The 23,537-nt window shown below is 62.5% G+C and carries 20 protein-coding genes and 2 tRNA genes; 12 read left to right on the forward strand and 10 right to left on the reverse strand.

The window, feature by feature from the left end:
- Window positions 1–114: 114 nt before the first annotated feature.
- Both HRU71_00125 and HRU71_00130 read left to right on the forward strand, forming a co-directional pair.
- Window positions 115–351 (forward strand): thioredoxin family protein, encoded by a 237-nt coding sequence (locus tag HRU71_00125; protein ID QOJ04873.1) that lies wholly within the window; start codon window positions 115–117, stop codon window positions 349–351.
- Between the two features lie 478 nt (window positions 352–829).
- Window positions 830–1,675 (forward strand): transposase, encoded by an 846-nt coding sequence (locus HRU71_00130; protein QOJ01989.1) that lies wholly within the window; start codon window positions 830–832, stop codon window positions 1,673–1,675.
- A gap of 333 nt (window positions 1,676–2,008) precedes the next feature.
- On the opposite strand, the gene HRU71_00135 is transcribed toward HRU71_00130, so the two are convergent.
- The 4 genes from HRU71_00135 to dacB form a co-directional block, all read right to left on the reverse strand.
- Window positions 2,009–2,083: transfer RNA gene (locus HRU71_00135), tRNA-Pro, on the reverse strand.
- Between the two features lie 424 nt (window positions 2,084–2,507).
- The gene (locus HRU71_00140; protein QOJ01990.1) at window positions 2,508–3,566 is read right to left on the reverse strand and encodes a peptidylprolyl isomerase; all 1,059 of its coding nucleotides are present in this window, start codon (window positions 3,564–3,566) and stop codon (window positions 2,508–2,510) included.
- Between the two features lie 25 nt (window positions 3,567–3,591).
- Window positions 3,592–5,019: a sugar transferase gene (locus tag HRU71_00145; protein QOJ01991.1), complete on the reverse strand. Its 1,428-nt coding sequence runs from the start codon at window positions 5,017–5,019 to the stop codon at window positions 3,592–3,594.
- A gap of 66 nt (window positions 5,020–5,085) precedes the next feature.
- Entirely contained in the window at window positions 5,086–6,618 is a 1,533-nt protein-coding gene (gene dacB, locus HRU71_00150; protein ID QOJ01992.1) for a D-alanyl-D-alanine carboxypeptidase/D-alanyl-D-alanine-endopeptidase, read from the reverse strand.
- A gap of 268 nt (window positions 6,619–6,886) precedes the next feature.
- Here dacB and HRU71_00155 point away from each other — a divergent pair, with 268 nt between their 5' ends.
- The 7 genes from HRU71_00155 (at window position 6,887) to HRU71_00185 (ending at window position 15,121) form a co-directional block, all read left to right on the forward strand.
- The gene (locus HRU71_00155) at window positions 6,887–7,792 is read left to right on the forward strand and encodes a hypothetical protein (GenBank protein ID QOJ01993.1); all 906 of its coding nucleotides are present in this window, start codon (window positions 6,887–6,889) and stop codon (window positions 7,790–7,792) included.
- Window positions 7,789–9,090 (forward strand): GGDEF domain-containing protein, encoded by a 1,302-nt coding sequence (locus HRU71_00160; protein ID QOJ01994.1) that lies wholly within the window; start codon window positions 7,789–7,791, stop codon window positions 9,088–9,090. The genes HRU71_00155 and HRU71_00160 overlap by 4 nt, the downstream gene beginning before the upstream one ends.
- 220 nt (window positions 9,091–9,310) lie before the next feature.
- A complete protein-coding gene (locus tag HRU71_00165) occupies window positions 9,311–10,417 on the forward strand; it encodes an aminopeptidase P family protein (GenBank protein ID QOJ01995.1) in 1,107 nt (368 codons plus the stop codon).
- 81 nt (window positions 10,418–10,498) lie between these two features.
- Complete coding sequence (locus HRU71_00170; GenBank protein QOJ01996.1) at window positions 10,499–10,810, forward strand: (2Fe-2S)-binding protein; 312 nt, start codon at window positions 10,499–10,501, stop codon at window positions 10,808–10,810.
- Between the two features lie 119 nt (window positions 10,811–10,929).
- A complete protein-coding gene (locus HRU71_00175) occupies window positions 10,930–11,694 on the forward strand; it encodes a PEP-CTERM sorting domain-containing protein (GenBank protein QOJ04874.1) in 765 nt (254 codons plus the stop codon).
- 114 nt (window positions 11,695–11,808) lie between these two features.
- The gene (locus HRU71_00180; GenBank protein ID QOJ01997.1) at window positions 11,809–14,010 is read left to right on the forward strand and encodes a hypothetical protein; all 2,202 of its coding nucleotides are present in this window, start codon (window positions 11,809–11,811) and stop codon (window positions 14,008–14,010) included.
- 106 nt (window positions 14,011–14,116) lie between these two features.
- The gene (locus tag HRU71_00185; GenBank protein ID QOJ01998.1) at window positions 14,117–15,121 is read left to right on the forward strand and encodes a DUF3473 domain-containing protein; all 1,005 of its coding nucleotides are present in this window, start codon (window positions 14,117–14,119) and stop codon (window positions 15,119–15,121) included.
- Window positions 15,122–15,135: 14 nt separating this feature from the next.
- Here HRU71_00185 and HRU71_00190 read toward each other — a convergent pair whose 3' ends face one another.
- Window positions 15,136–17,349, reverse strand: coding sequence for a S8 family serine peptidase (locus HRU71_00190; protein ID QOJ01999.1), 2,214 nt, complete (start codon window positions 17,347–17,349; stop codon window positions 15,136–15,138).
- Between the two features lie 272 nt (window positions 17,350–17,621).
- Window positions 17,622–18,080 carry a hypothetical protein gene (locus HRU71_00195; protein ID QOJ02000.1) on the reverse strand — a complete coding sequence of 153 codons (459 nt, stop codon included), beginning with the start codon at window positions 18,078–18,080 and terminating at the stop codon, window positions 17,622–17,624.
- Between the two features lie 204 nt (window positions 18,081–18,284).
- On the opposite strand from HRU71_00195, the gene HRU71_00200 reads away from it, so the two are divergent.
- Window positions 18,285–18,821 carry a DinB family protein gene (locus HRU71_00200; GenBank protein QOJ02001.1) on the forward strand — a complete coding sequence of 179 codons (537 nt, stop codon included), beginning with the start codon at window positions 18,285–18,287 and terminating at the stop codon, window positions 18,819–18,821.
- 8 nt (window positions 18,822–18,829) lie between these two features.
- Here HRU71_00200 and HRU71_00205 read toward each other — a convergent pair whose 3' ends face one another.
- Complete coding sequence (locus HRU71_00205; protein ID QOJ02002.1) at window positions 18,830–19,192, reverse strand: AraC family ligand binding domain-containing protein; 363 nt, start codon at window positions 19,190–19,192, stop codon at window positions 18,830–18,832.
- Between the two features lie 24 nt (window positions 19,193–19,216).
- Window positions 19,217–20,530, reverse strand: a complete 1,314-nt coding sequence (locus tag HRU71_00210; GenBank protein QOJ02003.1) for a hypothetical protein — start codon at window positions 20,528–20,530, stop codon at window positions 19,217–19,219.
- Between the two features lie 80 nt (window positions 20,531–20,610).
- On the opposite strand from HRU71_00210, the gene HRU71_00215 reads away from it, so the two are divergent.
- Together HRU71_00215 and HRU71_00220 are read left to right on the forward strand one after the other, a co-directional pair.
- Window positions 20,611–21,558 (forward strand): hypothetical protein, encoded by a 948-nt coding sequence (locus HRU71_00215; protein QOJ02004.1) that lies wholly within the window; start codon window positions 20,611–20,613, stop codon window positions 21,556–21,558.
- A gap of 160 nt (window positions 21,559–21,718) precedes the next feature.
- Complete coding sequence (locus HRU71_00220) at window positions 21,719–22,732, forward strand: DUF1571 domain-containing protein (GenBank protein QOJ02005.1); 1,014 nt, start codon at window positions 21,719–21,721, stop codon at window positions 22,730–22,732.
- 250 nt (window positions 22,733–22,982) lie between these two features.
- On the opposite strand, the gene atpC is transcribed toward HRU71_00220, so the two are convergent.
- Window positions 22,983–23,384: an ATP synthase F1 subunit epsilon gene (gene atpC, locus HRU71_00225; protein QOJ02006.1), complete on the reverse strand. Its 402-nt coding sequence runs from the start codon at window positions 23,382–23,384 to the stop codon at window positions 22,983–22,985.
- Window positions 23,385–23,442: 58 nt separating this feature from the next.
- Window positions 23,443–23,525: transfer RNA gene (locus HRU71_00230), tRNA-Leu, on the reverse strand.
- Between the last annotated feature and the right edge of the window lie 12 nt (window positions 23,526–23,537).

The following is a 23,537-nucleotide window of genomic DNA, read 5'->3' on the forward strand; positions in this document are numbered from 1 at the left end:
GTTCCTACCGAACCGTTTTGTGCGTACTTGAACGCGTGACCTCGATGCCGTTCATTGTACAAACGCCGTGGACGCCGTGTCCATGGAGCATCTGCGATGCTAAGGAGAGACATGATGAATTCCGAAGCCGTTTTCTACCACGCGGGTTGCCCGGTCTGCGTCAGCGCCGAGAAGGCCTTCGTTGGCGCGCTCGATCCGAACCGCTACAACGTCAAGATCGTTCACCTCGGGCAGGACAAAACGCGGATCAGTGAGGCCGAGCGACAGGGAGTCAAGTCCGTTCCCGCACTCGTGATGAACGGACAGGTGTTTCACATTAACCACGGCGCAGATTTGACCGCCCTGAAATAGGGGAGTCGAAGCACGGACTGCGACGCGGGCGACGCGCGGGGCCGTGCGCGATCTCGAACGGTCGCAGTCTCGCGCGTCGTGATGGGTTTGCCGATGAGCCGGCACGCGCGCAACCGCCTCACCAGGCTGCTGGGCAGGCGCTGACGCTGCCAAACGAAAGGCTGCACATGATCATTGCCGCGATCTCGCGACTGATCGCAGCGCAAGGTTTGTGGCCGCCGACGTCGTGATCGGATTCTAGCCCCTTCCGACAAGGGCCGCGTTGTCGAAATTCTGGTTCGCGCCGCGTAAAGCCTGCAAGCGGTTTCATAACCCCCTTTCCTTTCCAGGGAGAGGGTCGGGATGAGGGTGAATCCTTTCGGTTGAACTGCTTTTCCCCTCACCCAACCTCTCCCCCAAGGGGGAGAGGAGTTTTGAAACCAGTTTGCTTCGTTGAAAACATCTTGACTTCGAGGCGTTGATTTTGTAAACGCCGTTCATGGCGAAGAACACCAATCTCCTGCTGAACGTCGCAACGCTGAGCATGAAGGTCGCCGGGCGGTGCCTGCTGCCGTACGGCCACCCGAAGAGTCCGCATAAGTTCACGCAGCGGCAACTGATGACCTGCCTGGTGCTGCGGGCTTATACCAAGACCACCTATCGCGGGGTGATTGAACTGCTCGAAGCCTCGGGCCAGCTTCGCCGCATTCTGTGCATGGAGCGGCTGCCGCACTACTCGACGCTCAAGAAGTTCGCTGATCGCACGGTGATTCCGGAGATTCTGGAATTCCTGCTGCAAGAGATTCTGCGTGAGGTGGGTGACCAGAGCGACGAAGTGGCGATGGATTCGACGGGTCTGGAGACCTCGTCGGCCAGCGCTCACTACGTCAGCCGCAGCGGGCGGCAGCGCCAGCAGTACGTGAAGGTGTCGGCGTCTGTGACCTGCAAGAGCATGCTGGCGGCGGGCCTGGTCGTCGGCTGGGGGCCGGGCAACGACAAGGCTGAAGCGCGCTGGCTCCTGACGGAAACCGCCCAGAAGCTGCGCCCGAAGTATTTGTACGCGGATGCCGGCTACGATGCGGAGTGGGTTCATACGTACTGTCGTGAGACGTGGGGCGTGCGCAGTTACATCCCGCCGGCGGTGCATCGCCGCGATGGCGGCGTGAACGGTCGCTACCGATCGCAGATGACGCGGCTGCCGAAGCGGTATGGTCGTCGCTGGCATGTCGAGTCCTTCTTCAGCGGGCTCAAACGCACCATGGGATCGCACCTGAACGCCCGCACAGAACGCGGTCTGTTCACCGAAGCAGCGATCCGCGTCCTGGCCTACACCCTCCGGCGATAGCCGGGGGCAAATTCGCAGCAGATGTTGTCAACAGAGCAAAACCAGTTCTAGTCAGCCCCATCCCCAATGCCGAGACGCTCGCGCCGACCGACCCGATCGCCCTTTCGTCTCTGACCATGACCAGCCGCCCGATCTACCGCGCCGAGTTCTTGGTGGGAGAAGTCACCGGCCCGCCGAACGAAGTTCAAATCCCCTCAACGCATTGAACCCCAATCGTCTGCAAAGTTCCGGCTTGGAGCACGAGATTGAACTGCCGATTTCCGACGCAAATCCCGGCAGCACAATGAAAAAGCCCTTCGACGTGCTCGCCGAAGGGCTTGATCTCTCGAAAAGTCGGGGCGAGAAGATTCGAACTTCCGACCTCTTGGTCCCGAACCAAGCGCTCTAACCAGGCTGAGCTACGCCCCGTGCGAACCAGGCATTGTATGCCCGGTTCGGACGACTGCAAGCGCGGCCGATGGCAATGCGAAGAGAGCGATACCGGCGGGCTTTTGCGTTCCATCGGCGAATTCGCCCTGCTGTCGTACGTCGTTTGTCCTGCATCGAATTACGATCCAGGCTGCTGTGGCTTCGCCATGAAGCGGTTGAAACCATGCCCCGCACGCGGGAATGGCCTTGTGCGCGGAAGCCATCACCAAACAATTCATCGATCTGTGCAATCGGCGAAAGAACTTCGACGGGATGCGCGTGGAGACGGGCGAGCGGACGTCGCCGTGTGCGCCGTTCAGGGTGACGAAAAAGTATGCGTGAACGATCTTTCTGCGAGGGGAACGGCTAGCCTTGGCGAGCCGACTGCGACGTGGCTGCGGGGGGGGGCATGAGCATGCCGGGCCTACTGCGTCACGCGGGGGACGATGACGGCATCCTGAATCGACATGCTCTTGATCAGCAGCGGCTTCTTGGGCCGGCGCTCGGCGTCGACTTCGACTTGGGCCATCTTGCGCAAGACCGCCAGCGACTGCGGACCGGCGATCTGGGCGAAGGCGGTGTACCGTCCGTCCCAGTTCGGCTGCCGAGATAGACAAATGAAGAATTGCGAGCTGCCCGATTGTGGATCGCCCTCGATCAGAGCCATACCGACCGTGCCGAACTGGAAGGGCGTGTCGTTGAACTCCGGCGGCAGCGTGACGCCGTCGGGTCGCCTGCCCGTGCCGTCGCCGTTCGGACAGCCCCCCAGCAGAAATTGATTCTCAAAGACGAGGTGGAACACCTTGCCGTTGTAGAAGCGGCGATCGACGAGATCGAGGAAGTTTGCCACGTGATGCGGGGCCTTGTCGTACAGCAACTGAAACGTCACGTTGCCGAACTCGGTCTCCATCACGACTTGCTTGTACTGCACGACGTGGATCTGTAGCGTGTTGCTCGTGACCACGCCGCCGTAGGGCCGCCACGTGAGTTGATAAATCCCCGCCTGGTGCAGGCCGGGATAGAAACGCGCCACGTCGAATCGCAAACCGATCGTTGCATACGGCGCGAGCGTGATCGCCGGGATGGGGTACTCGGGTTTGCGCGTGACGCGCTCGCCCATCGCCGGATTCGTCTCGCTCACAACCTCCAGTCCGCGGAATTGTGCCGCCGAAAAGACATGCTCCAGCGGCAGGCCGATCCCGCTGTCGTAGCGTTCGCGACCGACCAACGCGCCGGGGACGGACAGCTTCACCGGTGCGTCGCTGATGTTGATAATCGTGAATTCGACAAAGACCGGGCTGCCCACCGGAACCATCACGCGTGGCGTTCGCAACTCGGCGCGAATCGCGTTCGGGAGGATCGTCTCGGGCGTGAGCGCCGTCGGGACCGGCGTATCCTCCTCGGGCGTGCTCGTGCCCGTTGGCAGGGTCTGGCCGGCCAGCGTGAGGCCGAGCGTGGCAAGCAGGGTGAATAGACAGGTCATCGCGCCCTCAAGCAACGAAGGAAAATCAGGCCCCCGACCCGGCGAAGACCGTGGTCACCGTGCGGAAGATGATAAGGAAATCGAGCTTGAGCGACCAATGATCGATGTAAAACAAGTCCAGGGCCATCCACTCTTCGAACCCGATTCGATGCCGACCCTTGACCTGCCAGAGGCACGTCAGCCCGGGCCGCATGCTTAATCGCCGTCGCTGCCAGCGGTCGTAACGCGCAACTTCCGCCGGAATCGGAGGACGAGGCCCTACGATGGACATGTCGCCCTTGAGAACATTGAAAAGCTGCGGCAGCTCGTCGAGGCTCCATCGCCGTAAGAACTTGCCAACACGAATGATGCGTGGATCGTCGACAACTTTGAAAACCGGTCCGTCCAGCTCGTTCAAATGCTCCATCTCCTCGCGCCGGCGCTCCGCATCCGGCGTCATCGTGCGGAACTTGAGCATCTCGAACTCGCGCCCATTCAGTCCGCTTCGCCGCTGGCGAAACAGGACCGGCCCCGGTGACGATGCCTTGATGAGCGCCGCGCATACTAGCATTATCGGCGCGGTCAGGATGATTCCGATAATCGCAAAAAGCACGTCCAAACCACGCTTGATCGACAGCAATTCGGGCGAGTGCCGCGCCGGGGCGTAGTGCAGCAGCGGCACGCCGTGGAAGTCCACCATCTCCGGGACCGAGTGCGCCGCCAGCCCGTCTGCACGCACCAGCGCCGTGACGCCGATCTCCTCGCACTGGCGAATGGCAGGCAGCAGGCTTGCGATGGCGTCGAGCGGCGCGCAAAAAATCACCTCATCCACGACTTGCCGATCGAGGATCGGCACCAGTTGTTCCAAATCGCCCAGGACGGCTCCGGTATGCGACAAATTGTCCGCGGATTCCCACGGCCCGCGCAGATGGCCCACAACGGCCGATTTGCCGAGCAGGGTGGTTCGCAGCAGCCGTCGCAACAGGACCGCGTCGCGTCCGGTACCCACGATGAGGACATGGGCGCGGTGACGGGCGCTGATCCAGCGGCCCAGCCACGCGTTTATACCGCGGACTGCAAGGGTGGTCGCAGGGAGCAGGGCGGCGGCGAAGCCGATCTGGGCACGGGGGTACAGGTCGCGCGAAAAGAGCAGCGCCAGGGCCGCCATGAACAGGCCGAGAATGGCGCTCCCGGCGACGGCGTGTCGCAGCAGCCACCGCGTGCTGCGCCATTTCTGCTGGTACCAACCAAGCCAATTCAGCAGGATCGGCCACGCGAAGGGCAGGAAGACCAGCACCTGCATGTGAATGCGAACCGAACTGCCGACGCCGGGGTGATACTCGGGCCACGGCGTGTTGTTCATCCAGAACCGGCAGCGCAGGTAGTCGGCAAGGATGTACGTCAGCGTCACCGTCACGGCATCCGTGACGATCATACCGACTCGGAACTGTCGCCAGGCTTTGGAAAGCGTCATGGTGTCGCAGCCGTCAGCGAGGAAGAATTCGTCGCACGGACCCAACCTGATATTGTAATCGCGCGGTCAGGGTCGAGATGACCCGCCTCCAGCGAGCAATTTGCACGCTTTGTCCTGTGCATCGGAGAGGGGCCGGGTGGCGGCGGCTTGATTGTAGAAGAAGGCAAAGGCCAGCCAACGGTCCGGGCCGGTTCGGATGTAACCCGCGAGGGTGCGGACGCCGTTGATGTATCCGGTCTTGGCGAAGACGCGGCCTTTGGTGGCCGGGTCGCGCATGCGTTTTTCGAGCGTGCCATCGACGCCGGCGATGGCGAGGCAGTCCCGCAGCAAGGCGAATTTTTCCGGCGAGGCGGTGTGCATGTATTGCAGCACCCGCGTCATGGCCAGCGGACTGATACGGTTCAGGCGCGAAAGGCCGCTGCCGTCATCCACCCTGCAACTTGCCGTATCGGCACCCACTTTCTGAAGGAATGACATCACCACGGCACGGCCGCTCTCCCACGAGCCGACGCCCGATTGCCGGCTGCCCAGCAGCTTGATCAACGCTTCCGCCATCATGCCGAGGCTTTGTTTGCCGGCGCGGGCCAGCGCGTTGCGGAGCGGTGTCTTCACCACGGCGACGACGTGCGCGCCGGTCGGATTGCCGTTCGCATCGCGCGGTACGGACTGTCGCACGACCGCGCCACCCACCTTGATTCCCTGTGAGGCCAGCACGGTCCGCAATACGCCGCCGAAATACAGGCCGGGGTCGTTTACGGAAATCGGGCCCAGCGTGCCGGCGCGGGTCACGGAGCCGGTCACGACGATCTCGTCGCTGCCGCGGCGCCGATGCGCGCTGACGGTCTGCTTGGAGCCGGTCGTTGTCTTGTTGACGATCTTCATCGCCGTGTTGCCGGGGATCATCGTGACCGTCGCGGGCATTCCGGCCTTGCCCGGTTTGACGCGAATCTCCACGCAGTTGTCGGCGAAGTTCAGCGCGCCCACCGGCGCTTCGTACCACGTCTCGTGCTGCTCGGGGGGCCAGTTCGGATGGGTGAACTGACGATCGAACAGCGAATCGTCGATCACGATGTTGCCTGGAATCTGCTTCAAGCCCGACGCCTTCAGCCGCTGCGCCCAATCACGAAAGACCGCCGTGATCGGCTCCTGGCGCTCGGTCGCGAGGCGATCATCGCCGAGCGTCGGATCGCCGCCGCCGATGACCACCAGGTCCTGCCCACGAATGGCGCAAATCGTTCGAAACTCGTAATCGGGTCCGAGATGGTCAATCGCCGTCGCCATGACGACGAGTTTCATGTTGCTGGCGGGAATGAGAGGCGATCGTCCGCCGGAATCGTACACGACGTCACCCGATGGCAGGCTCACGACGCGACCGCCGAAACGCGCGTTCGCCTGACCATGGCCGGTGAGGACGCGATCGAGCAGGGCGGTCAGGTTATCGTGTTCGGATGGACGCGTCGCTTCAGGGAGGCGGTCCTCGGCGCGGGCAACAGCGACACATGTCGATAAAATCACGGCTGCGGCGAACGCAGCGCGGATGATTACTGGTCGTGGGTGGCGTGAATTCAACGTCCGAATGAAAGCGGCATCCGTGCGCATGGCGGGATTCTATCCATCACCATCGGCCTTGCCAACTTTGACTCACTGCGATCGCGGCCATAAACTTGGATGCGGCCGCATGTTAGGACCACCCGAATCGCGTTGAGGGTGATCCTGCACATGAACTGTGCGCGACTGGATCGAGCAGCATCCGGCGCGGCAGCGTATCGAGGGGATTGACCGGTTAGGATGAGGCGGGGGAACCGGTCGGGTGCGCCCGGTGCGGGGGGGCGGCGTACCGGCTGCGGAAAACGTGGTGAGAGCACACGTGAATCGCAATGCTTCCGGAACGGTGCTGTTTGTCGACGGCTTCGGGGATCCGGTCCTCGAGCGGTGGCGCGCTGCGCTGGAAGCAGTCGGCCAGCCGACCGAGCGCGTTCGCGATGTGTACGCAGCCATGGCACGGCTGTCTGAAACGCCCGCGGTGTCGCGGGTCATCGTGGATGTGCGGTACCTGGACGAAGCGGAGAGCGCGTTTCTGGCGCTGGCGCCGCGATATTATCAAAATGTCGATATTATGGTGCCGGCGTTGGATGGGCCGAGCGACTGGATGAACATCGACGCGCCCGGCGTCCATCGTGTTTCACTCGAATCGCTCATGGAAACCGCCGGTCCGTCATCGAGGGGGGTGGGGCAATGGAGCGAGCCCGCCGCGTCTTCACACGCGGGCGATGCGAAGGCGGAAACGGCTTGTGATGCGGCCGACAGGCTTGACGAGTCCACGGAACCGACGGAGTTCGGTGTTCCGCTGACGCAGAGCGAGCTGGAGGCGTTGGCGCAGGATGGGTACGGCGTGACCAATGGCGAAGAGCACCATATGGATGGATCGTCGGATGCGGACGAGGTGGAAGGTCCGCGGTCGATGCCGGTGCTGCCGGATCGGCCGCTATCGACAGACCGGGAGCCGGGGGAAATGGGAGATGTAGAATCGCTTCACGATGCCGTTCGACGACGGATGAGTGGCGAACGGGGGAAGGTGGTCCGTCGTCGCCCACCCGGGTCGGGTCAACCGGATGAAGGCGACGGGATCTCCACGCCGTTTCACGATGAGTTGCCTTGCGGGGATCTGTCGGATGACGAGTGGTCGCGCGAAGACGAGGACGAGTTGCTAAAAAGCGACGAATGGGTTGATCCGCGTGAGGAGTCTGATACGGACGAGGGGGCACGGGGATGAACGGACCCTCGATCGATGGTCGCTATCTCATCGTGGGGGATCTCGGCAAGCTGGGCCCCGCCATGGTGGAGGCGCTCGCGCCCAGCCGGATCGAGGGCGTGCGGACGCTTCTGGAAGGCATCGCCGAACTGCCCCGCAAGGCGACGCGCGGCGTATTGGTCGGGCACGACGAAAGCTGCCGCCAGCCGGCTGCCGCGATGGCGGCACTTCGGCGCGTTGCGGGCGAGGCGCGGGTGATTTTTTGTTGCCCGCCTGCCCAGGAGGGGGTCGGGCAGCAGATGGTGGCGCAAGGGGCGGATGATTACGTCGTCCTGCCACTGGAGCGAGCTGACCTGATCCGCGCGTTCGGCGCGGCGCAGAACGCGCCCCCGGCGAGCGAGCCGGCGATTCGTTCGTCACGGCCTGACCCGTTGGAGACGCTGGCGGAGGCAATTCCGAGGTTGCTCGAAGGCCGATTGGAGGCCTTGGATCAAATCGCGGGCTTGATTGGCGAATCCATCGGCGCCGAAAGCGTGTTGGTGAGCATGGATGAACAGGTGGGCCGCGCCGGTGAGGATCGTGACGTGCGCGAGGCGTTGCTCGTGCAGACGATCACGCGGCAGGGTGAAAAGATCGGCTTTATTCGCGCGGGACGGAGTCGAGCCGGTGGTTACACGATTGACGATATTCAGCGATTGCGGGGCTACGCCGGCGTGTTGGGTCGCTTGGCCGAAGCCGCGGCGCAAGCCGAGCGCTGGCGGCAGTTGGCGTTGGCGGACGAGCTGACCGGACTGCCAAACCGGCGGCATCTCATGGAGTTTCTGGGCGCGACGCTTCAGGTCGCCGGTGCGTCAGGACAGATCGTGACGGCGCTCGTTTTCGACATCGACGACTTCAAGCGTTACAACGATCGGTATGGGCATGACGCAGGCGACGAGATTCTCTGCGAAGTCGGGCGATTGTTCGTGCAATGCTCTCGGCGAACGGACATGGTCGCGCGGTACGGCGGTGATGAGTTCGTGGTCGTCTTCTGGGATCCCGAGGGTCCACGTGCGGCCGGTTCGCGCCATCCTGCCGGTGTGCTGATGGTTCTTCAACGGTTTCGGGCGGCGCTGAAAAAGCACCGATTCACCCGGCTGGGCCAGGATTCGCAGGGGGCACTGACCATCAGCGGCGGGCTGGCGCACTTTCCCACGCAGGCAAAGGATGCGACCGAACTATTGGAGGCGGCGGATCGGGCGTTGCTCCGGGCGAAAGAGGGCGGCAAGAATCGGTTTTATATCCTCGGCGGCGATGACAGCAGCACGTCCGTAGTATGAATTCAGTACAAACCGGATACGCGGCGTGGCCCAGCCCTTCGCAAATGAGTGAAAAGAAAGCACTTGAAGAGTCGAGCAAAATATGATAACGTTAACGACAATGGGGTAGGTGGGCAGCGAACAGCGTTTCGCCATCGTGGTGGAGTGTATGAGTTTTACCATCGTTGAAGCGCGCCCGGTTTTGGCCGAGGTTGGGCCGAAGGCAATCGGGGAGAGCATTGTGCGGAATCATGTCCAGCGCGCCGCAGCGCTGCTGGCCCAACATGACGCGGATGCCATTCTTCTATTTCGCGATTCGAACATTCTTGGATTCACGGGTGTCCCGCTCGCGCCGTCGGATCGTCTGATCTGCGGCTGGATCAATCGCGCCGGCCAGACCGCGCTGGTTGTGCCGGGCTTTGAAGCCGACATGGCGCGGGCGCTGCCGGCTGGTTCGATTCTCGTAACCTGGTTGGAGCACGAGGACGCCTACGCGTCGGCGGCGGAGGCTGCACGATTGCTCGGCGTCGATCGCGGCCGCATATATCTTGACGGCTACATGTGGCTGGATGCACAGCGCCGGTTGAGTGAGGCGATGCTGAAGGCGCGTTTCGAAACTGATCCGGGAATTCTCGATTCGATCCGCGAGATCAAGACGCCGGAAGAAATAGCGGCCATCCGCGCTGCCTGTCACGATACGGGACAGATCTATGATCTGGTATCTCGCCGATTGCAGCCGGGAATCACCGAACACGAATTGTCGCGCGGTGTCACGGAGCAGCTTGTCAAGATGGGCGTCACGCCGTTCGGCGACCTGATTCAGAGCGGGGAAAACGCGGCGATTCCGCATCAATCGGCCGGGTTCCGGCGCGTTCGCGACGGCGACGGCGTGATCGTGGACTTTGTCGCTCGAAAGAACGGCTACCTGGGGGACATGACTCGGACATTCACCCTGGGGCGAGCGTCGGACGATTTCACAAAGGCTTATCAGGCCGTTCGAGCGGCGCAACGGGCGGCGATTCAAGCCGCGAGACCGGGCGTCTGCTGCGAGTCGGTCGATGCCGCCGCGCGCTCGGTCATTGAGAGCGCGGGGTTCGGCGAGTTTTTTACGCATCGCCTCGGGCATGGAATCGGGCTGGACGTGCATGAGCCGCCTTACCTCGTTCAGGGCAATGCGCGAAAGCTGGAAGTCGGGATGTGTTTCACAGTGGAACCCGGCATCTATGTGCCGGGTCGATTCGGCATTCGCATCGAGGATGTGATCGCCATGACGCCGGACGGCAGCGAGGTCTTGAGCGATACCGTTCCGACGGATGTCTGCTGCGTACCGAGCCGGGCGGCGTCGTAAGCGTCAACACGCGTGGTCCTTTGCCCGTGCCCTGTTCCGGGCGGTGCGCTATCATTCTGCGAAACCGGTTCCCTGCCTGCTATGAATCTCGACGACGACATCTGTTATTGCTATCACGTTCCGTTGCGAAAGCTGCTGAACTTCGCCCTGCGCGAACAACCGGTGCGGGCGAGTCAAATGTCAAATTGCCTTGGCGCGGGGACCGGCTGCGGCTGGTGCATCCCCATCCTGCGAAAAATCTACGAGCAAGTGTGCGGGGAGCCAGGGCGGGAGCAGGCCGAATCGAGCACAAGGGCACAGCCGCCAGAGATTCGCGGACTGCCCGACCGTGCCGCCGACTATGGCGAAGCGCGCCGGAAGTACCTCAAATCGGACACAAAGCATCAATTCTGAACCATCCGGCGCGAAGCAAACGGTTGAATCAAGGCCGCATATGCGGTAAGATGGACTGCATGGTTGCTCCGGCTGCTTAGGTTGTCCACGGAGTCGACCGGAGAGCAGGGATCGAAGTCATGGCGAGTAGATTGAAACGCATTATCTGTCTTGGCCTGTTTGCAGCGGCCGTTTCCGTGCCGGTTTCGGCCGACGTCGTCAACGTTTTCGCCTACAAGGACAATACCCTCTACGAGTCGCCAAGCGGGAGCTTGAGCAACGGTGCCGGGGAATCGATCTTCGCCGGACGCACGCTTCAGTTTCAGGATTCGCTTCGCCGGGCCTTGCTGGCGTTTGACGTTGCCGGCGCGGTTCCGGCCGGCAGCACGATCGTCAGCGCCACGCTTCGACTGTACTGCATCCAGTCGGTATCCGGTGACCAGCCGATGACGTTGCACCGCACGCTTCAGAACTGGGGCGAGTCCACCTCCAGCGCCGACGGCATGGGGGGCGGAGGCGGCGGGGCGTTTGCGATGCCCGGTGATGCGACGTGGCTGCACACGTTCAGCCCCGGCAGCTTTTGGGCGAACGTCGGTGGAGACTTCAACGCAGCTGCCAGCGCTTCGGCGCTGGTTGGCGGCGGTGGTGCCATCTACCAGTGGAGCAGCCCGCAGATGGCGCTGGACGTGCAAAACTGGCTTGATAATCCGGCCGCGAATTTTGGGTGGACGCTGCTTGGAAACGAGACCTTCGACGGTTCCGCCAAGCGTTTCGCATCCCGCGAGACGACCAACATCTTCGCCATTAAGCCAACTCTTGTCATCGAATACATTCCAGAGCCGGCCACGGTATGCCTTTTCGCCCTGGGCCTCGCGGGCGTCGCTCGTCGCCGTCGCGCGTTGTAGGCCGCGCTCTCATTCCTTATAGTCCGCCGTCCCATGTTTCGCGCGGATTCCACGCCTGCGATCCCCGATGCAACAGTTTCAACTCGCTCCAGCCTTGCGCGGGCGGTGTGGCCGGTGGCCGCAATTTCGTTGACGGTTTTCCTGCTGCACGGCCTGGCCCTGTGGGACGGCGTGGTCCTCGATGACCATTGGCACCAGAAAGGCTTGCGCGAACACGGCTGGTCGTTCTTCGAGCTGCTTCGCACGCTGATCATCGCGCCGGCGGATTACATCGATTGCTGGTGGCAGACCAAGCCCGTCGTCTGGCATTACTTCCGGCCGTTCTTCATCGTTTGCATGAAGTTCGCGTACCTCGTGGTCGGTCGCGGCGACGAGACGGCGCTGCATGCGTTGAGCCTCGGTCTGCACTGGCTGTCCAGTTTGCTCGTCTGGAGGCTGTGCCTGCGGCTGACGGGCGATCGGACCTGGAGCCTGGTCGGCGGGCTGGTGTTCGCAATCTACCCACATTCGGTGGTGACGGTGGCGTGGCCGTCGTCGCAGAATGTCGTGATTCAGAACACGCTGTTGCTGGGGGTCGTGCTTGCATACTTGCGAGCGTCACGTATTCCGCCGGCGTTGGTCCCGGGAGATGCGTCGAGATCAGGAGCGGTTCCGCCGCGCACGGGCCTGCCGTATGCACGCGGGGCGTTGGCCGCGACGTGGGTGCTGTGGCTTCTGGCGATCTTCACGCGCGAGAACGCGATTCTGTTCCCGGCGATCCTTGCATCGTTTGAGTTCGCGCACGGCGGGTGGCGGCGACTGTGGGGGCGGCGGTGGTTCTTCATTGCGTGCGGCGTCGTGGGTGTCGCATTCATGGCATGGCGCTCCGCCCTGGGGATCGATCCGCTGCCGGACGTGTACTGTCACCGGCCCGACGGCCATCTCTCACGCTATGCCGGCTGGCTGGCTGCGAAGTTTCTGCATTACGTCTGCGTATCAATCTGGCCTGCGCCGATGGTCGCCGGACCGACCGGGCGCCTGAACCCGTGGACGGAAGCTCCCGGTGATTGCGTGTTGATGTTGTTCATCGTGGTTGGGATGGTTTGGATGTATTGCCGGGCGGCGCGGCGCTCGGTGGGATGGTGGATCTGGCCGTTGTGGATTGTGATGTCCATTCTTCCCGTCGTGACGGTCGTGGCGACGCCGCATTCGGGTTACATGAGCGGCGTGGGCGTGGCGGTCGGATTGGCCGTGGCGATGTCCGTACCCAACCATCCCACATCCCCATCTGCGCTTCGACCGGCCGTGGGCCTGGCGATGATCCTCGGCATGGCCTTCATGGCGCCGGTGACACGCCTGCAATGGATGGGGACGGCGGCGGCCGAGCGAATCGTTCCCGGTTGGGTGCAGGCGTCGCCGCCCGCGAAAACTGTTACAGATGTCTTTTTTATCAATCTGCCCTTTGTCAATGTGTATCTCAAGCCCGATCTGGACAAGCGGCTTGGGCCGGCATTCTCATCGGTTCGCGTTCATGCGCTGATGTTCGCGCCGCATCCGACGGGAATGGACCGCCGCAGCACACTGGAGCAGTTGGACGCGCACACGTTCATCGTTCGCGTCGAGGGGCAGGCGTATTTCTCTCGACTGCTGGGGCGGTTCCTCGTGGAGGGCTTTGGCGACCGGTCGATGTTTGAGCCGGGGCGAACGATTCGAACCGACGCGTTCGACGTAACAATTCTGGAACGCGACACGCAGGGAGTCTGGGCGCTGAAATTCACGTTCCCGCGTCCGCTGACGGATCCCTCGTATTGCTTTTATTTCACAAGCGGCGTGTGCGGTGCGGCAAAACTGCGATTCCGGGACGTGGTCGCGTCGCCGGCATCGCCCCAATCGTCCGAGCCGAGCTGGGTGCAAGAACATCCAACGCTCGCGGACTCGCTCGAAGTTGAGCAGGCCGCGGCGTATCTCGAAGCGGGTTATGCTGCCGCCGCGATTCCGTTGCTGCGGGTTGCCGCCGACGCGAATCATCCGCTGCGACGCGAAGCCGAGAAGACGCTCCGCCCTGTGGCCGAATTCATGGCGACGGCTTTGGGGGCGCGGTGCCAATCAGTGTTTGACCGATCAGAGGTGGGCGCAGCCTCGTGGCGCGACGTCGCGGCATGGTGGACGAACGGCGTCCGCGATGATGCCCTGCGTGATCTCTGGCAACACCGTCGGGACTTCGACCACCTCACGTGGTTGAGAGCGGAGAATGAGTTCGACCGATGGATCGCATCGGGCCTGATTCGCACGGACCTGTACCTGACCGGTCCGCCGTATCGGGGGCCGTTCGAGTGAGCACGCCCCGTAAACCAAGCCGGGCTGGCCGGATCCGGTTTGATTGAGGCCAGCTGTTTTCCGTAAGCCGTTCGTTGCCGATATGAGACGTATGAGCGCGCGGGGCTTGGCAGTCGAATCCATTCACATGGAGCGTGCCACCGTCGGGGGGCGGCTGGACCGCTCGCGCGTTGAGAGCGGCCGCCTTCGCGGGCTGGACTCCACGGAACCGGCAGTTGTGAAGACGCCGGTCAGAAACGTCTTCACGGTTGATCTCGAAGATTGGCCGGTGGCCGTGCTGGGGCCGAACGAGCCGATCACCGGTCGCGTGGTCGAGAACACGCTGAAGCTGCTGAACATCCTGCACTGGCATGGTGTGCACGCGACGTTTTTTGTCCTGACGCGCGTCGCGGAAGCATTCCCGGAGTTAATCGCGCAAGTTCGTGAGGCGGGGCACGAAATCGCCTCGCACGGCCATAACCATCAATTGCTGACGCGACAAACTCCGAAGGAGTTCGAAAACGATGTGCGTCGCAGCCTGGACGTCCTGCAACAACTGACCGGTGAGCGGCCGATGGGGTACCGCGCGCCGGCTTTCAGCGTTGTGCGCGAGACCCGATGGGCGGGTCCGATTCTTTCGCGCCTGGGTTTTGCGTACAGTTCGAGTGTGTTTCCCATCCTGCATCGGCGATATGGAATCGCGACCGCGCCGCGCGGCATCCATCGCTGGGACGATTGTCCGTTGATTGAATGTCCTCCCGCGACGGTTCGGGTTGCGGGCGTGAATCTGCCGGTCGCGGGCGGCGGGTACTTTCGGCTGTTGCCCGGCGCCGTCGTGCGCGCCGCGGTGCGCCGACTGAATCGCGCGGGCCAACCGGCGATTCTGTACGTACACCCGTACGAACTGGATGTGGACGGCCTGACCTATCACGCCGACCACGGCGTGCGCATTGGCCCGTGGCGTCGCATGACGCAAGCGCTGGGCCGCGAAAGTTTCGAAGATCGGTTGCACCGGCTGCTGGAATCGTTCTCGTTCACGACAATGCGCGAGCTGCTGGCTGGCGATGAACCGAAATCAAATGAAAAACCCCCGGCGAGCGTGCCGAGGGCTTTTCAAGACGGATCGTTGTGAACGGTTGCTGCGGATCAGTTGCAGACGTTGTTCACCACGCAGTTGATCCATTGCTGGATATCCTGCCCGTTGTTGAAGGTGTTGCCGTCCATATCAACCGCTGCTTGTGACGCGGGGTTCGTGTTGATGCCGAGCAGCACGTCCACGAAGCACGCGGTGTCCAGCGTGAGGTCGAACCCGCCGCTCTGGTCGCAATCGGGCTGCTGCGGCGTGGGGACGACGTTGCCGGTCGCCACGAGAGCGAATCCCTGGGGCGATCCCGGCGCGTTAACCGCGATTGCATTGACGGTAACGGTGTAGGTTCCAGCCGGCGGCGAGAGCAGGTAGACCTGCTCGGCATTGTTTCGGAAATCCGCGGATCCGCCCGTGGTGGATTGCCCACCCGAGAAGACGTTTCCGAGGTAAGTACCGCCCGGTCCCGTAACCACCAGGTTGAGATCGTTGATGTAGGCCGGATTGGCGTTGAGCGCGGCCTGCCGTTCCGTCCAGACGAGCGTGATTTTTAAGGGCATGCCGGCGGTGACGTTGATGCCGTAGGTCTTGGACTGCCCGGTGGTGAGACCGTTCACGCGGCGCAGATCATCGAGGACGATGAGTTTGCGTGAATCGCCGGCGAAGTACAGGGCGTCTTCGAGCAGGACACGGCCCCAGCCTTCGGTGTTGCTGGGGAATCCGGCGATGCCGGTGACGTCGGCGCCGGAGTTGATCAGGGTTGCCCGAATCAGCGCGCCGGAAGGCGTGAAACCATTGGCCGGCACCGCCGCGCCGGTCGGATAATAGCCATCAGTATAATACTGCCGAACGAGCAGCCCGGCACCCGCGACGGCGGGGCTGGCCATGGACGTGCCTGTGAGATTCGCCGACGTGCAGACCGTGCCGCTCCCCGAAGCCGACGTCGTGGAGCAGCCGGGCGCCATCAGTTCCGGTTTCCGTCGCTGATCATTGGTCGGCCCAGCCCCGCCGGAGCAGAGGCTCGTCGCCGGGTTGTCCGTGGAGGCCGAAACCGAGAGGCAGTTCTTGGCGTTTTCGGGCGTTTTCAAGGTTGACGTATTGGTTTCGGCAAAACAGACCAGCGCATCTTCATTATTAAAGGAGAACGTATCAATATCGACGCACCACTGGGTGTACGCCGTCGTTCCGTCATCTCCCCAGCTGTTGGTGTAAACCCGAGCGCCATTGGTGAACATCGTATTAAACGTTGCCAGCAGGCCGATGCCGGTCATGGACGAGTAGCGGTAGTGAACCAGTCGCGCGCCATAGGCCATGCCGCGGAGCGTGGTGGTCCCGTTGATCGGGAACTCGTCCCCGACAAACGTAGCGGCCGTGTGCAGGCCATGCTGGCCGTAGGATTGGGTGCCGCCATAGAACTGAATCTTGCGGTGCGACGGACCCACCGGATTCCCACTCGCATCACGGAATGAGCAGTGGCTGACGTTGACGGGATCATCAATGTGCCCTCCAAGCTGGCCGACCCCGGTTACGCCCTTGTTCCAAACCGATGTGTTTCCGGAGGAATATGACTGAAGAATCCATGCGTTGGAGCTATTGCGGAGCGTCAGCTCCGGGGCTTCTTCAACAAACTGTATCTGTTTGACTTGCGCCAAAAGCTGAATTGACGCATCGGGAAGGCGGACCTCGATGAGATCGCCGTCCTCGCGGGGATCCAGATTGGTGATGGTTGCGCCTTGGAGATTCGCGATCTGATCAATGGCCGCGCCGGTATCCGAACCGTCGAGCAGCTTAACGGTCAGCAGGCGAACTCCCTCTGCCGCCAATTGCTGACGTTCCTGCGTCTGGTATGTACGAGTACCAATCTCCGGGTCGAGCTTCCAACCCGCGTCGTACGCGCCGAGCCATCGCACGAAGTCCAGCCCCGTAAGCTGCGCCGGAGCGTTAAACCCCGCCGGCAACTCGACGATGTAGGCATACATCGGTAGATATTGACCGAGCACCACGCCGGCCTGCGCCAGCGCCGCCTCGCGCGCGGGCGTCAGCGGACCGTCGAGTTGAATGACGAAGTGACCCTTCTCCGCGATCGTCGCGCCGGGCGCGGCCGGGTCCAGGCGATGCAGCGACTGCGCCGGCTCGAGGACAACCTTTCCGGTGCGAAGGTGCAGTGCGTTTGGTTCGGGCGGCAGATCGGGGAGGATTACGTCGGCCCGGCTCATTGACGAAAAACCGATGGTTAGACCGATTACGCAGACGCAAAATACGCGGCTCAAAGACATGGAGGATTCTCCCTCACCCTCTACTGGATGCTTGCCGACCCGAGCGCGCAGACCATGCGCTCGCTAGACTTGTCGGCTACGGCTGGCTCAACGTGAACCACACCACCGTTATTTGCACCTTACAGGATTATACCGGATGGCATGCGGCGGCTAAAAGGTCATTTGCGTCCTTTTGAACCTTGATACAGGCTGGACGTGTCTTTTTGCACAGATGCCTGGTCCGAATAGGGTTGGCAAGGGGGATATGTGTGTCACGCGGTAACGGCGGACTTCTACTGCCGCGAAAGCGTTGCGAAAACCGGTTCGGAGGACTGCGTGTCCGGCTGGTCCAACCGCTCATCCGTCCGGTATCCCTGGAACTGCCCGTCGATTTGGACCTCCCCGACAAAGGTTGTCCGCATCCGGACTTCGCTGAAGCTCTCCGGGTTGTAGGTCAACGTGAGCGTGATCGTATCGCCGGCGCTGGCGATCTTCGGGGCCATGAGAATTCGCGGCACGAATCCACGACCATCCGGGCTGCACGTTCGGTCGAAGATCGATACGCGGCCTTCCTGGATCACAAGGCACGAACGCTTTCCGGTCTCGTCGGCGAGGACCCATTGGCCGTCCATGTTGACGAAGGACGCGACCAGCGGGTTAACCGGGAGCGTAACGACCACCGGCAGAGGCGCGGGGATGGGAACGAGCGAACCGCCACAGCCAGTAGCAAACAGAGCGGTGATGCAGAGCATGATGGCGTGGCGATTCTTCACGGCCTCCCCCCGGAGACATCAAGGCGTACAAGCGGCAGAACTCGTGTTATTCTACGCCGTCCGGCGCGGACGATTCAATGCTCTGCCGATGCCGACGCGATTCGCGGGCGATTTTTGTTTGAAGGATGTCCGCCGTCGGAGCGTGGCGGGAGGCGGCGGGCCGATTTTACCGGAGGTTTACATATGGCTCATGTGGCAGCCATTGAAGCGGGGGACTCCCCGGCGTATCAGAACAAGCTGCTGGGGCTGCTGGGCGACCGCGATCCGCTGGAGGTGATGGGTGAGACACCGGTCTTTATACGGCGGATCGTGGCCGAGCATGACGCCGCGACGCTGCGCACGCGGCCGTTCCCCGGGAAATGGACGCCGCTGGAGATCATCGGGCATCTGGTCGACACGGAATGGGTCTATGGCTATCGGATTCGGCTGATTTTGTGCGAGGATCGGCCGACGATCCTGGGAATGGATCAGGACCTGTGGGTCGCAGGGCAGCGGTACAACGAGCGGGAGCCGCGCGAGCTGGCGGAGCACTACGCGATGCTTCGCGAGGCGAATCTGCGTGTGTGGCGCGGCATGGGACCTGCGGACCTGGCGCGGGTCGGTCGGCACAACGAACGCGGTGAGGAATCGCTGGGGCTGATGCTGAAGATGGAGGCCGGGCACGATTTGTCGCACATCGATCAGATCACGCGCTATCTCGCGGCGGCGCGCGGCAAGTAACGGCGCGTTCATGCGTCGCGGTGGACCGTGTCGGGCGAAAAAGCGGGCAGGCAGACGGCGAGGTACTCCGCCCCCTGCGGATCGGGTGTGCTGTAGCGCACGCGTTCGCCCTTGTGCGAGATGACCGCCTGCCCAGCGCGGACATCCATCGCGCCGCCGTCGAACTCGACATGCAATACCCCCTTCAGCACGATCGTGAACTCATCGAAGTCCGGCGTCTGAAACGGCTCGCTCCAGCCGGACGGGCTTTGCATTCGCGCGATGCTGACGGTGCTTGTTCGGGATGTTACGCGACCGATGAACTCCTCGATGATCTTGGGCTTGTTTCCTGCGGCGGGGATCACCGTTGGAGACTTGATCAGCGTTGGCATGTGCGTTCCTTTTCAGTTGGGCAATCAACGATCTGTGCGCGGGATCGCATCCGTCGCGCGCTGGGTGGCCGCCGGCGGAATCGAGGTTGCGTTTGGGCGTCCGTAGAAGAACAACAGCATGCGGTCGAAACGGTCAGCCCAGGCGGCCTCGTTGTGTTGGCCCTGGTAGATTTCCGCGTAGTAATAGTCGCGGCCGGTGACGAGGCCGGCGGCGAGGAAGGCGCGCTCCAGCCGGCGCGTCAATTCGATGGCACGGCTGAAGGTTCCGATCTGTCGGCCCTCGTCGGTGCCCATGTCGAGCCAGAAGCGCGTGTTGGCCATCCAATTCGGCGACGTTTCAATCTCATTCAATAGCGCGGCGTCGGCCCACATGAGCGCGGGCGAGACCGCGCCGCATTGTGAGAAAATCTCGTGATGCTCGCGCGCCAGGTACAGCGAGATCAGCCCGCCGAGCGACGACCCCGCGACAGCCGTATTCTTGCGATCGGGCCGGGTGCGATACGTCCTGTCGATGAACGGCTTGACTTCTTCGACAAGGAAGCGAGCGTATTGGCGACCGCGACCGCCGGCCCCGCGCTGGGGATCGGCTTGCGGGGTGTATTCGTTCATGCGCTCGGGGGAGTTGTAGATTCCGACGATGATAATCGGCTCGATTCGATCCGCGGCGATAAGCCGCTCCGCGTGCTCATCGGCTTGCCATTCGACTCCGAGGAACGACGTCATCGCGTCGAAGAGATTCTGACCGTCGTGCATGTAGAGCACGGGGTAGCGGGTGGTCGGGCGGCGCGTGTAATCCGGCGGCAGGTAGACCGCCAGCGTCCGCTCATTGTTCAGCGTGCGACTGCGAAACGGTTCGTGTAATCGGATATCGCCGGTGCGTGTTGACCGTCTGGCTTGAGGTGGCGCCGTGCCAGGTTGCGAGGCGTGTGGTTGCGGCGGATTAGCAGGCGATTGCGTCCGCGCGCCGCCCCAGGACGCCACCTCGGCGCGCACGACCAGACCCGAGGCCGCCGTGAAGCGCCGATTCGCAATGTCGCGCCCGGATGGATCGCGCTCGACGCGCGTCCAGTCGCCGAGCGTGATCTTGTATTCGACTTCGGCGCCATCCGGCAGATTCAATCTCGCGTGATAGCGTCCGTCCACGGTACGAATCAGGGGCAGTCCATCGGCCCGCCAATTGCCCAGTTCGGGCCGATTGCCCGAAATAAACGGGGCGGCGTCGGTAGGCGTGTCGCCGGGGACCCCTACAACAAACTCGATCTCAACCTGTGCGGGCTGATCCGCGCCGCAGCGCGCCGCAACAATCCCCGAGGCGATGCAAAGCATGGACATCAACATGATCGGCGTATTATGGCGGCTCGGCGTTGAGTGCACCACGGCGTTGTCGAGTCGCCACCGGCCCGATAGCATTCACTTAAATGATTGTCCTCGATTCCATTCAGCCCGTCATTCGGCACGCAAAGCACGTTTTCGTGGATGACGCGGCCATAGCAAGATGGGTACAGCAGACGCCGCGCGAAAGGCTGCTCGCGCACCCCGGCGGGCTGCACGAGCATTTTCCCGGCGACGCCGACCAAATTGCCAACCTCGTGCTCTTGATCAGCGCGATGAACTTCTGCTTCTGGTCGGACAATCCCATTCGCATCCAATGGCGCGGGCAAACGTATGAGCGATTCAATGCGATGCTCGTGTCCATCCTGCTCTCGGCGAAGAGCGATCCCCGGTGGTTCGATGCGGCCTATTGGGCCGAGGTCACCCCGCAGGAGCTGAAGTTCCTCCTGGCCGGGTCGGGCGAGTTGCTGCTGATGGAAGAGCGCCTGCGAATCGTTCGCGAAACGGCGGCCGTGCTGCTCGATCGGTTCGATGGTCAGTTCAGCAACGCGGTGGAATCGGTGAATCATCGAGCCTGGCCGCTGGCGGTGCTGTTGATGACGAACTTCGATTCATTTCGCGACGTGGCGGGGTATCGCGGCAGCCCGGTGTTCTTTATGAAGCGGGCGCAGATTTGCGCGATGGATCTGGCGCAGGCCTGGGCGGCGCGGGGCGGTCCGATGCTGACCGGTCTGGAGGAATTGACCGCGTTCGCGGATTATCGCGTGCCGCAAATTCTCCGGCATCTGGGCATCCTTCGCGTGTCCGAATCCCTTGCTGCGCAGATTGACGCGGGTCTGGAATTGGCGGCCGGGAGTGGTGAAGAAGTCGAGTTGCGGGCGGCCTCGATAGAGGCAGTGGATCGCATGAGCCGGCAATCGGGCAAAATGGGGAGACCGATTGCGCCTTGGGTGATCGATTGTCAGCTTTGGGAGCGTTCGCATGGGGCGGATGTGACTGTTCCGCATCACCGGACGCGGACGATTTATTATTAGATGGGAACACGGAGCGGGAACGAGAGAGCAGGGAAGCGGGACCGATTGAGTGCATGGAATCGGCGGGCTTGTCAGCCGCATGAATGGAAGGGTGCGTCGAGGACGCACCTGCAACGGCGCGGTTATAAGGTCTTGCGAGTCGCACGAAAGGGATGTGTTTGTGACGAATCATCGAATCGTAAGCGGATTGGAATTGTGCATGGGGTTTTTGCTTTGCGTGGCAATCGGGGTCGCCGGCTGCGCGCAACCGAAGGTAGACATCCCGGCCGGGTCGACGATCGAAGTCGCCTCGCAGGCGGCGCTGAAGGCGCGGGTGGCGAAGGATCCGGTGGCCTTCCTCCGCGAGGTGCATGCCGAAACGAGCAAATTGAAAGAGTTTACTACGGTCTTTATGCGTCAGGAACGACTGGGGGTGTTCAAGGAGCTGGCGCCGCTGGAGACGATTCTCGCGGAGTATCGTGATGAGCCGTTCAGCGTGCGGTTCACGTGGCTGGACAAAGGCTCGGAGTACAAGCAATGCGTCTTTGTTCGTGGCCGGGACGAGGACAAGGTCGTGCTGCTGCCGCGGAAGGGGCTGCTGGGTTTCCCGCCGGCGGTGCAGAAGTTCGCGCCGCAGCTCGCGGTCGAGTTCGGCAAGGCCCGCAATCCGATCACCGATTTCGGACCACGGCGGATGCTGGAGCGCGTGCTGGAAGGCATTGAGAAATCCGTCGAACTTGGCGGCGCGACGCTCACGGTGCGCGAGCCGACCGAGATCGGCCCGGCCAAGGAGCCGTGCCATCACATCGAGATTCGCTACCCGAAGGGCAGGGGAGTGACGGTCGCCCTGCAGGATCTGTACTTGAGTACCGCGACGTTAACGCCGGTGGGGACGTACCTCTGGCGCGCCGGCCGGGAAGAGCGCACCGAGGACACGCTCGATGCGATGTATCTTTACACGCAGATCGATACGAGCGTTCGGCTGACCGACGCGAACTTTCAGATCGACAAGGAAGGCAAGCCGACGCGAAAGCCCAACGGGATCAAGACCGCCGCCTTGACGGAGCTGGACGACGGCGTCGTGGACGAGGCGAATTCCGTTGAGCACGACGGCGGTTCGACGGATCCGGGCGAAGGCACGGATGGTGCGGCGGCTGATGCCATGCAGGAGCGTCCGGATACGCCGCAGAGGTAGGGATGCCTGCGTGGAAATAGAAGAGAACCGGAAATCTTAAACTGCCGTTTCCAGACTCCGTCGTGGCAGCGCCGGCTTCGGAATCGCAAAGTCCGGATCCGGGCAGGGTGTTGGGGAAGGGCGAAGCAACTGAAATCATCACGGCTAAGCCAACCGAACGCCGTCAGGCGGAGGTCATCTCCGCGCGCACATCCGCCGTTGGCCGGCGGGATGCCGGAGCGGAGAACGACCATTGCAGTCCCCACGCTTCTTATTTCCCGGCGATCGTCAGTTGCGCCTTGGCCCGGGCGATGGCGCGCTGCTTGGCAGCGGCGGTTGATTCGTCCTTGGCGGGCATGGCTTGGGCTTCTTCCAGCGCCTTGCGCGCCTGGTCAGCCGTGATGTTCTCCGCCAGGGCTGCGCGCTCGGTGAGGATGGTTACCTCATTCTTGAGTACCTGGGCGAAGCCGCCGTCGACGAAGACCTGCTGTGATTTGCCGGCATCGGTCTCGACGCGCAGGATGCCGGTGCCCAATTCGCAAAGCAGGGGGGCGCGCTGGTCGAGCACGCCGACAAGCCCGTCGTGCGCGGGGAGAACCACCGAAACCGCGTCCGTTTCGAGAACCTGCCGCTCGGGCGTGATCACGTTGCAGTGCAAAGGTGCTTTAGCCATGTCGGAATTGATACTGGAAACAATCCTCGCCGTCAAGGCGAGGGCGGGAAACGAGGACTGGGCGAGGCGGGACTCGAACCCGCACATCCTTGCGGATAGGGGATTTTAAATCCCCAGCGTCTGCCATTCCGCCACTCGCCCGGACGCTTCATC

The sequence above is a fragment of the Planctomycetia bacterium genome (assembly GCA_015200345.1).
Taxonomy (GTDB): Bacteria; Planctomycetota; Phycisphaerae; order UBA1845; family UTPLA1; genus PLA3.

Bases quoted from the DNA above. Each gene is read 5' to 3' on its own strand.
- HRU71_00205 (QOJ02002.1), bottom strand. From the start codon at position 19,192: ATGCCAACGCTGATCAAGTCTCCAACGGTGATCCCCGCCGCAGGAAAC.
- HRU71_00145 (QOJ01991.1), bottom strand. From the start codon at position 5,019: ATGACGCTTTCCAAAGCCTGGCGACAGTTCCGAGTCGGTATGATCGTC.
- HRU71_00170 (QOJ01996.1), top strand. From the start codon at position 10,499: ATGAATCTCGACGACGACATCTGTTATTGCTATCACGTTCCGTTGCGA.
- HRU71_00160 (QOJ01994.1), top strand. From the start codon at position 7,789: ATGAACGGACCCTCGATCGATGGTCGCTATCTCATCGTGGGGGATCTC.
- HRU71_00140 (QOJ01990.1), bottom strand. From the start codon at position 3,566: ATGACCTGTCTATTCACCCTGCTTGCCACGCTCGGCCTCACGCTGGCC.
- atpC (QOJ02006.1), bottom strand. From the start codon at position 23,384: ATGGCTAAAGCACCTTTGCACTGCAACGTGATCACGCCCGAGCGGCAG.
- HRU71_00200 (QOJ02001.1), top strand. From the start codon at position 18,285: ATGGCTCATGTGGCAGCCATTGAAGCGGGGGACTCCCCGGCGTATCAG.
- HRU71_00210 (QOJ02003.1), bottom strand. From the start codon at position 20,530: ATGTTGATGTCCATGCTTTGCATCGCCTCGGGGATTGTTGCGGCGCGC.
- HRU71_00195 (QOJ02000.1), bottom strand. From the start codon at position 18,080: ATGCTCTGCATCACCGCTCTGTTTGCTACTGGCTGTGGCGGTTCGCTC.
- HRU71_00175 (QOJ04874.1), top strand. From the start codon at position 10,930: ATGGCGAGTAGATTGAAACGCATTATCTGTCTTGGCCTGTTTGCAGCG.
- HRU71_00215 (QOJ02004.1), top strand. From the start codon at position 20,611: ATGATTGTCCTCGATTCCATTCAGCCCGTCATTCGGCACGCAAAGCAC.
- HRU71_00125 (QOJ04873.1), top strand. From the start codon at position 115: ATGAATTCCGAAGCCGTTTTCTACCACGCGGGTTGCCCGGTCTGCGTC.
- HRU71_00130 (QOJ01989.1), top strand. From the start codon at position 830: ATGGCGAAGAACACCAATCTCCTGCTGAACGTCGCAACGCTGAGCATG.
- HRU71_00190 (QOJ01999.1), bottom strand. From the start codon at position 17,349: ATGTCTTTGAGCCGCGTATTTTGCGTCTGCGTAATCGGTCTAACCATC.
- dacB (QOJ01992.1), bottom strand. From the start codon at position 6,618: ATGCGCACGGATGCCGCTTTCATTCGGACGTTGAATTCACGCCACCCA.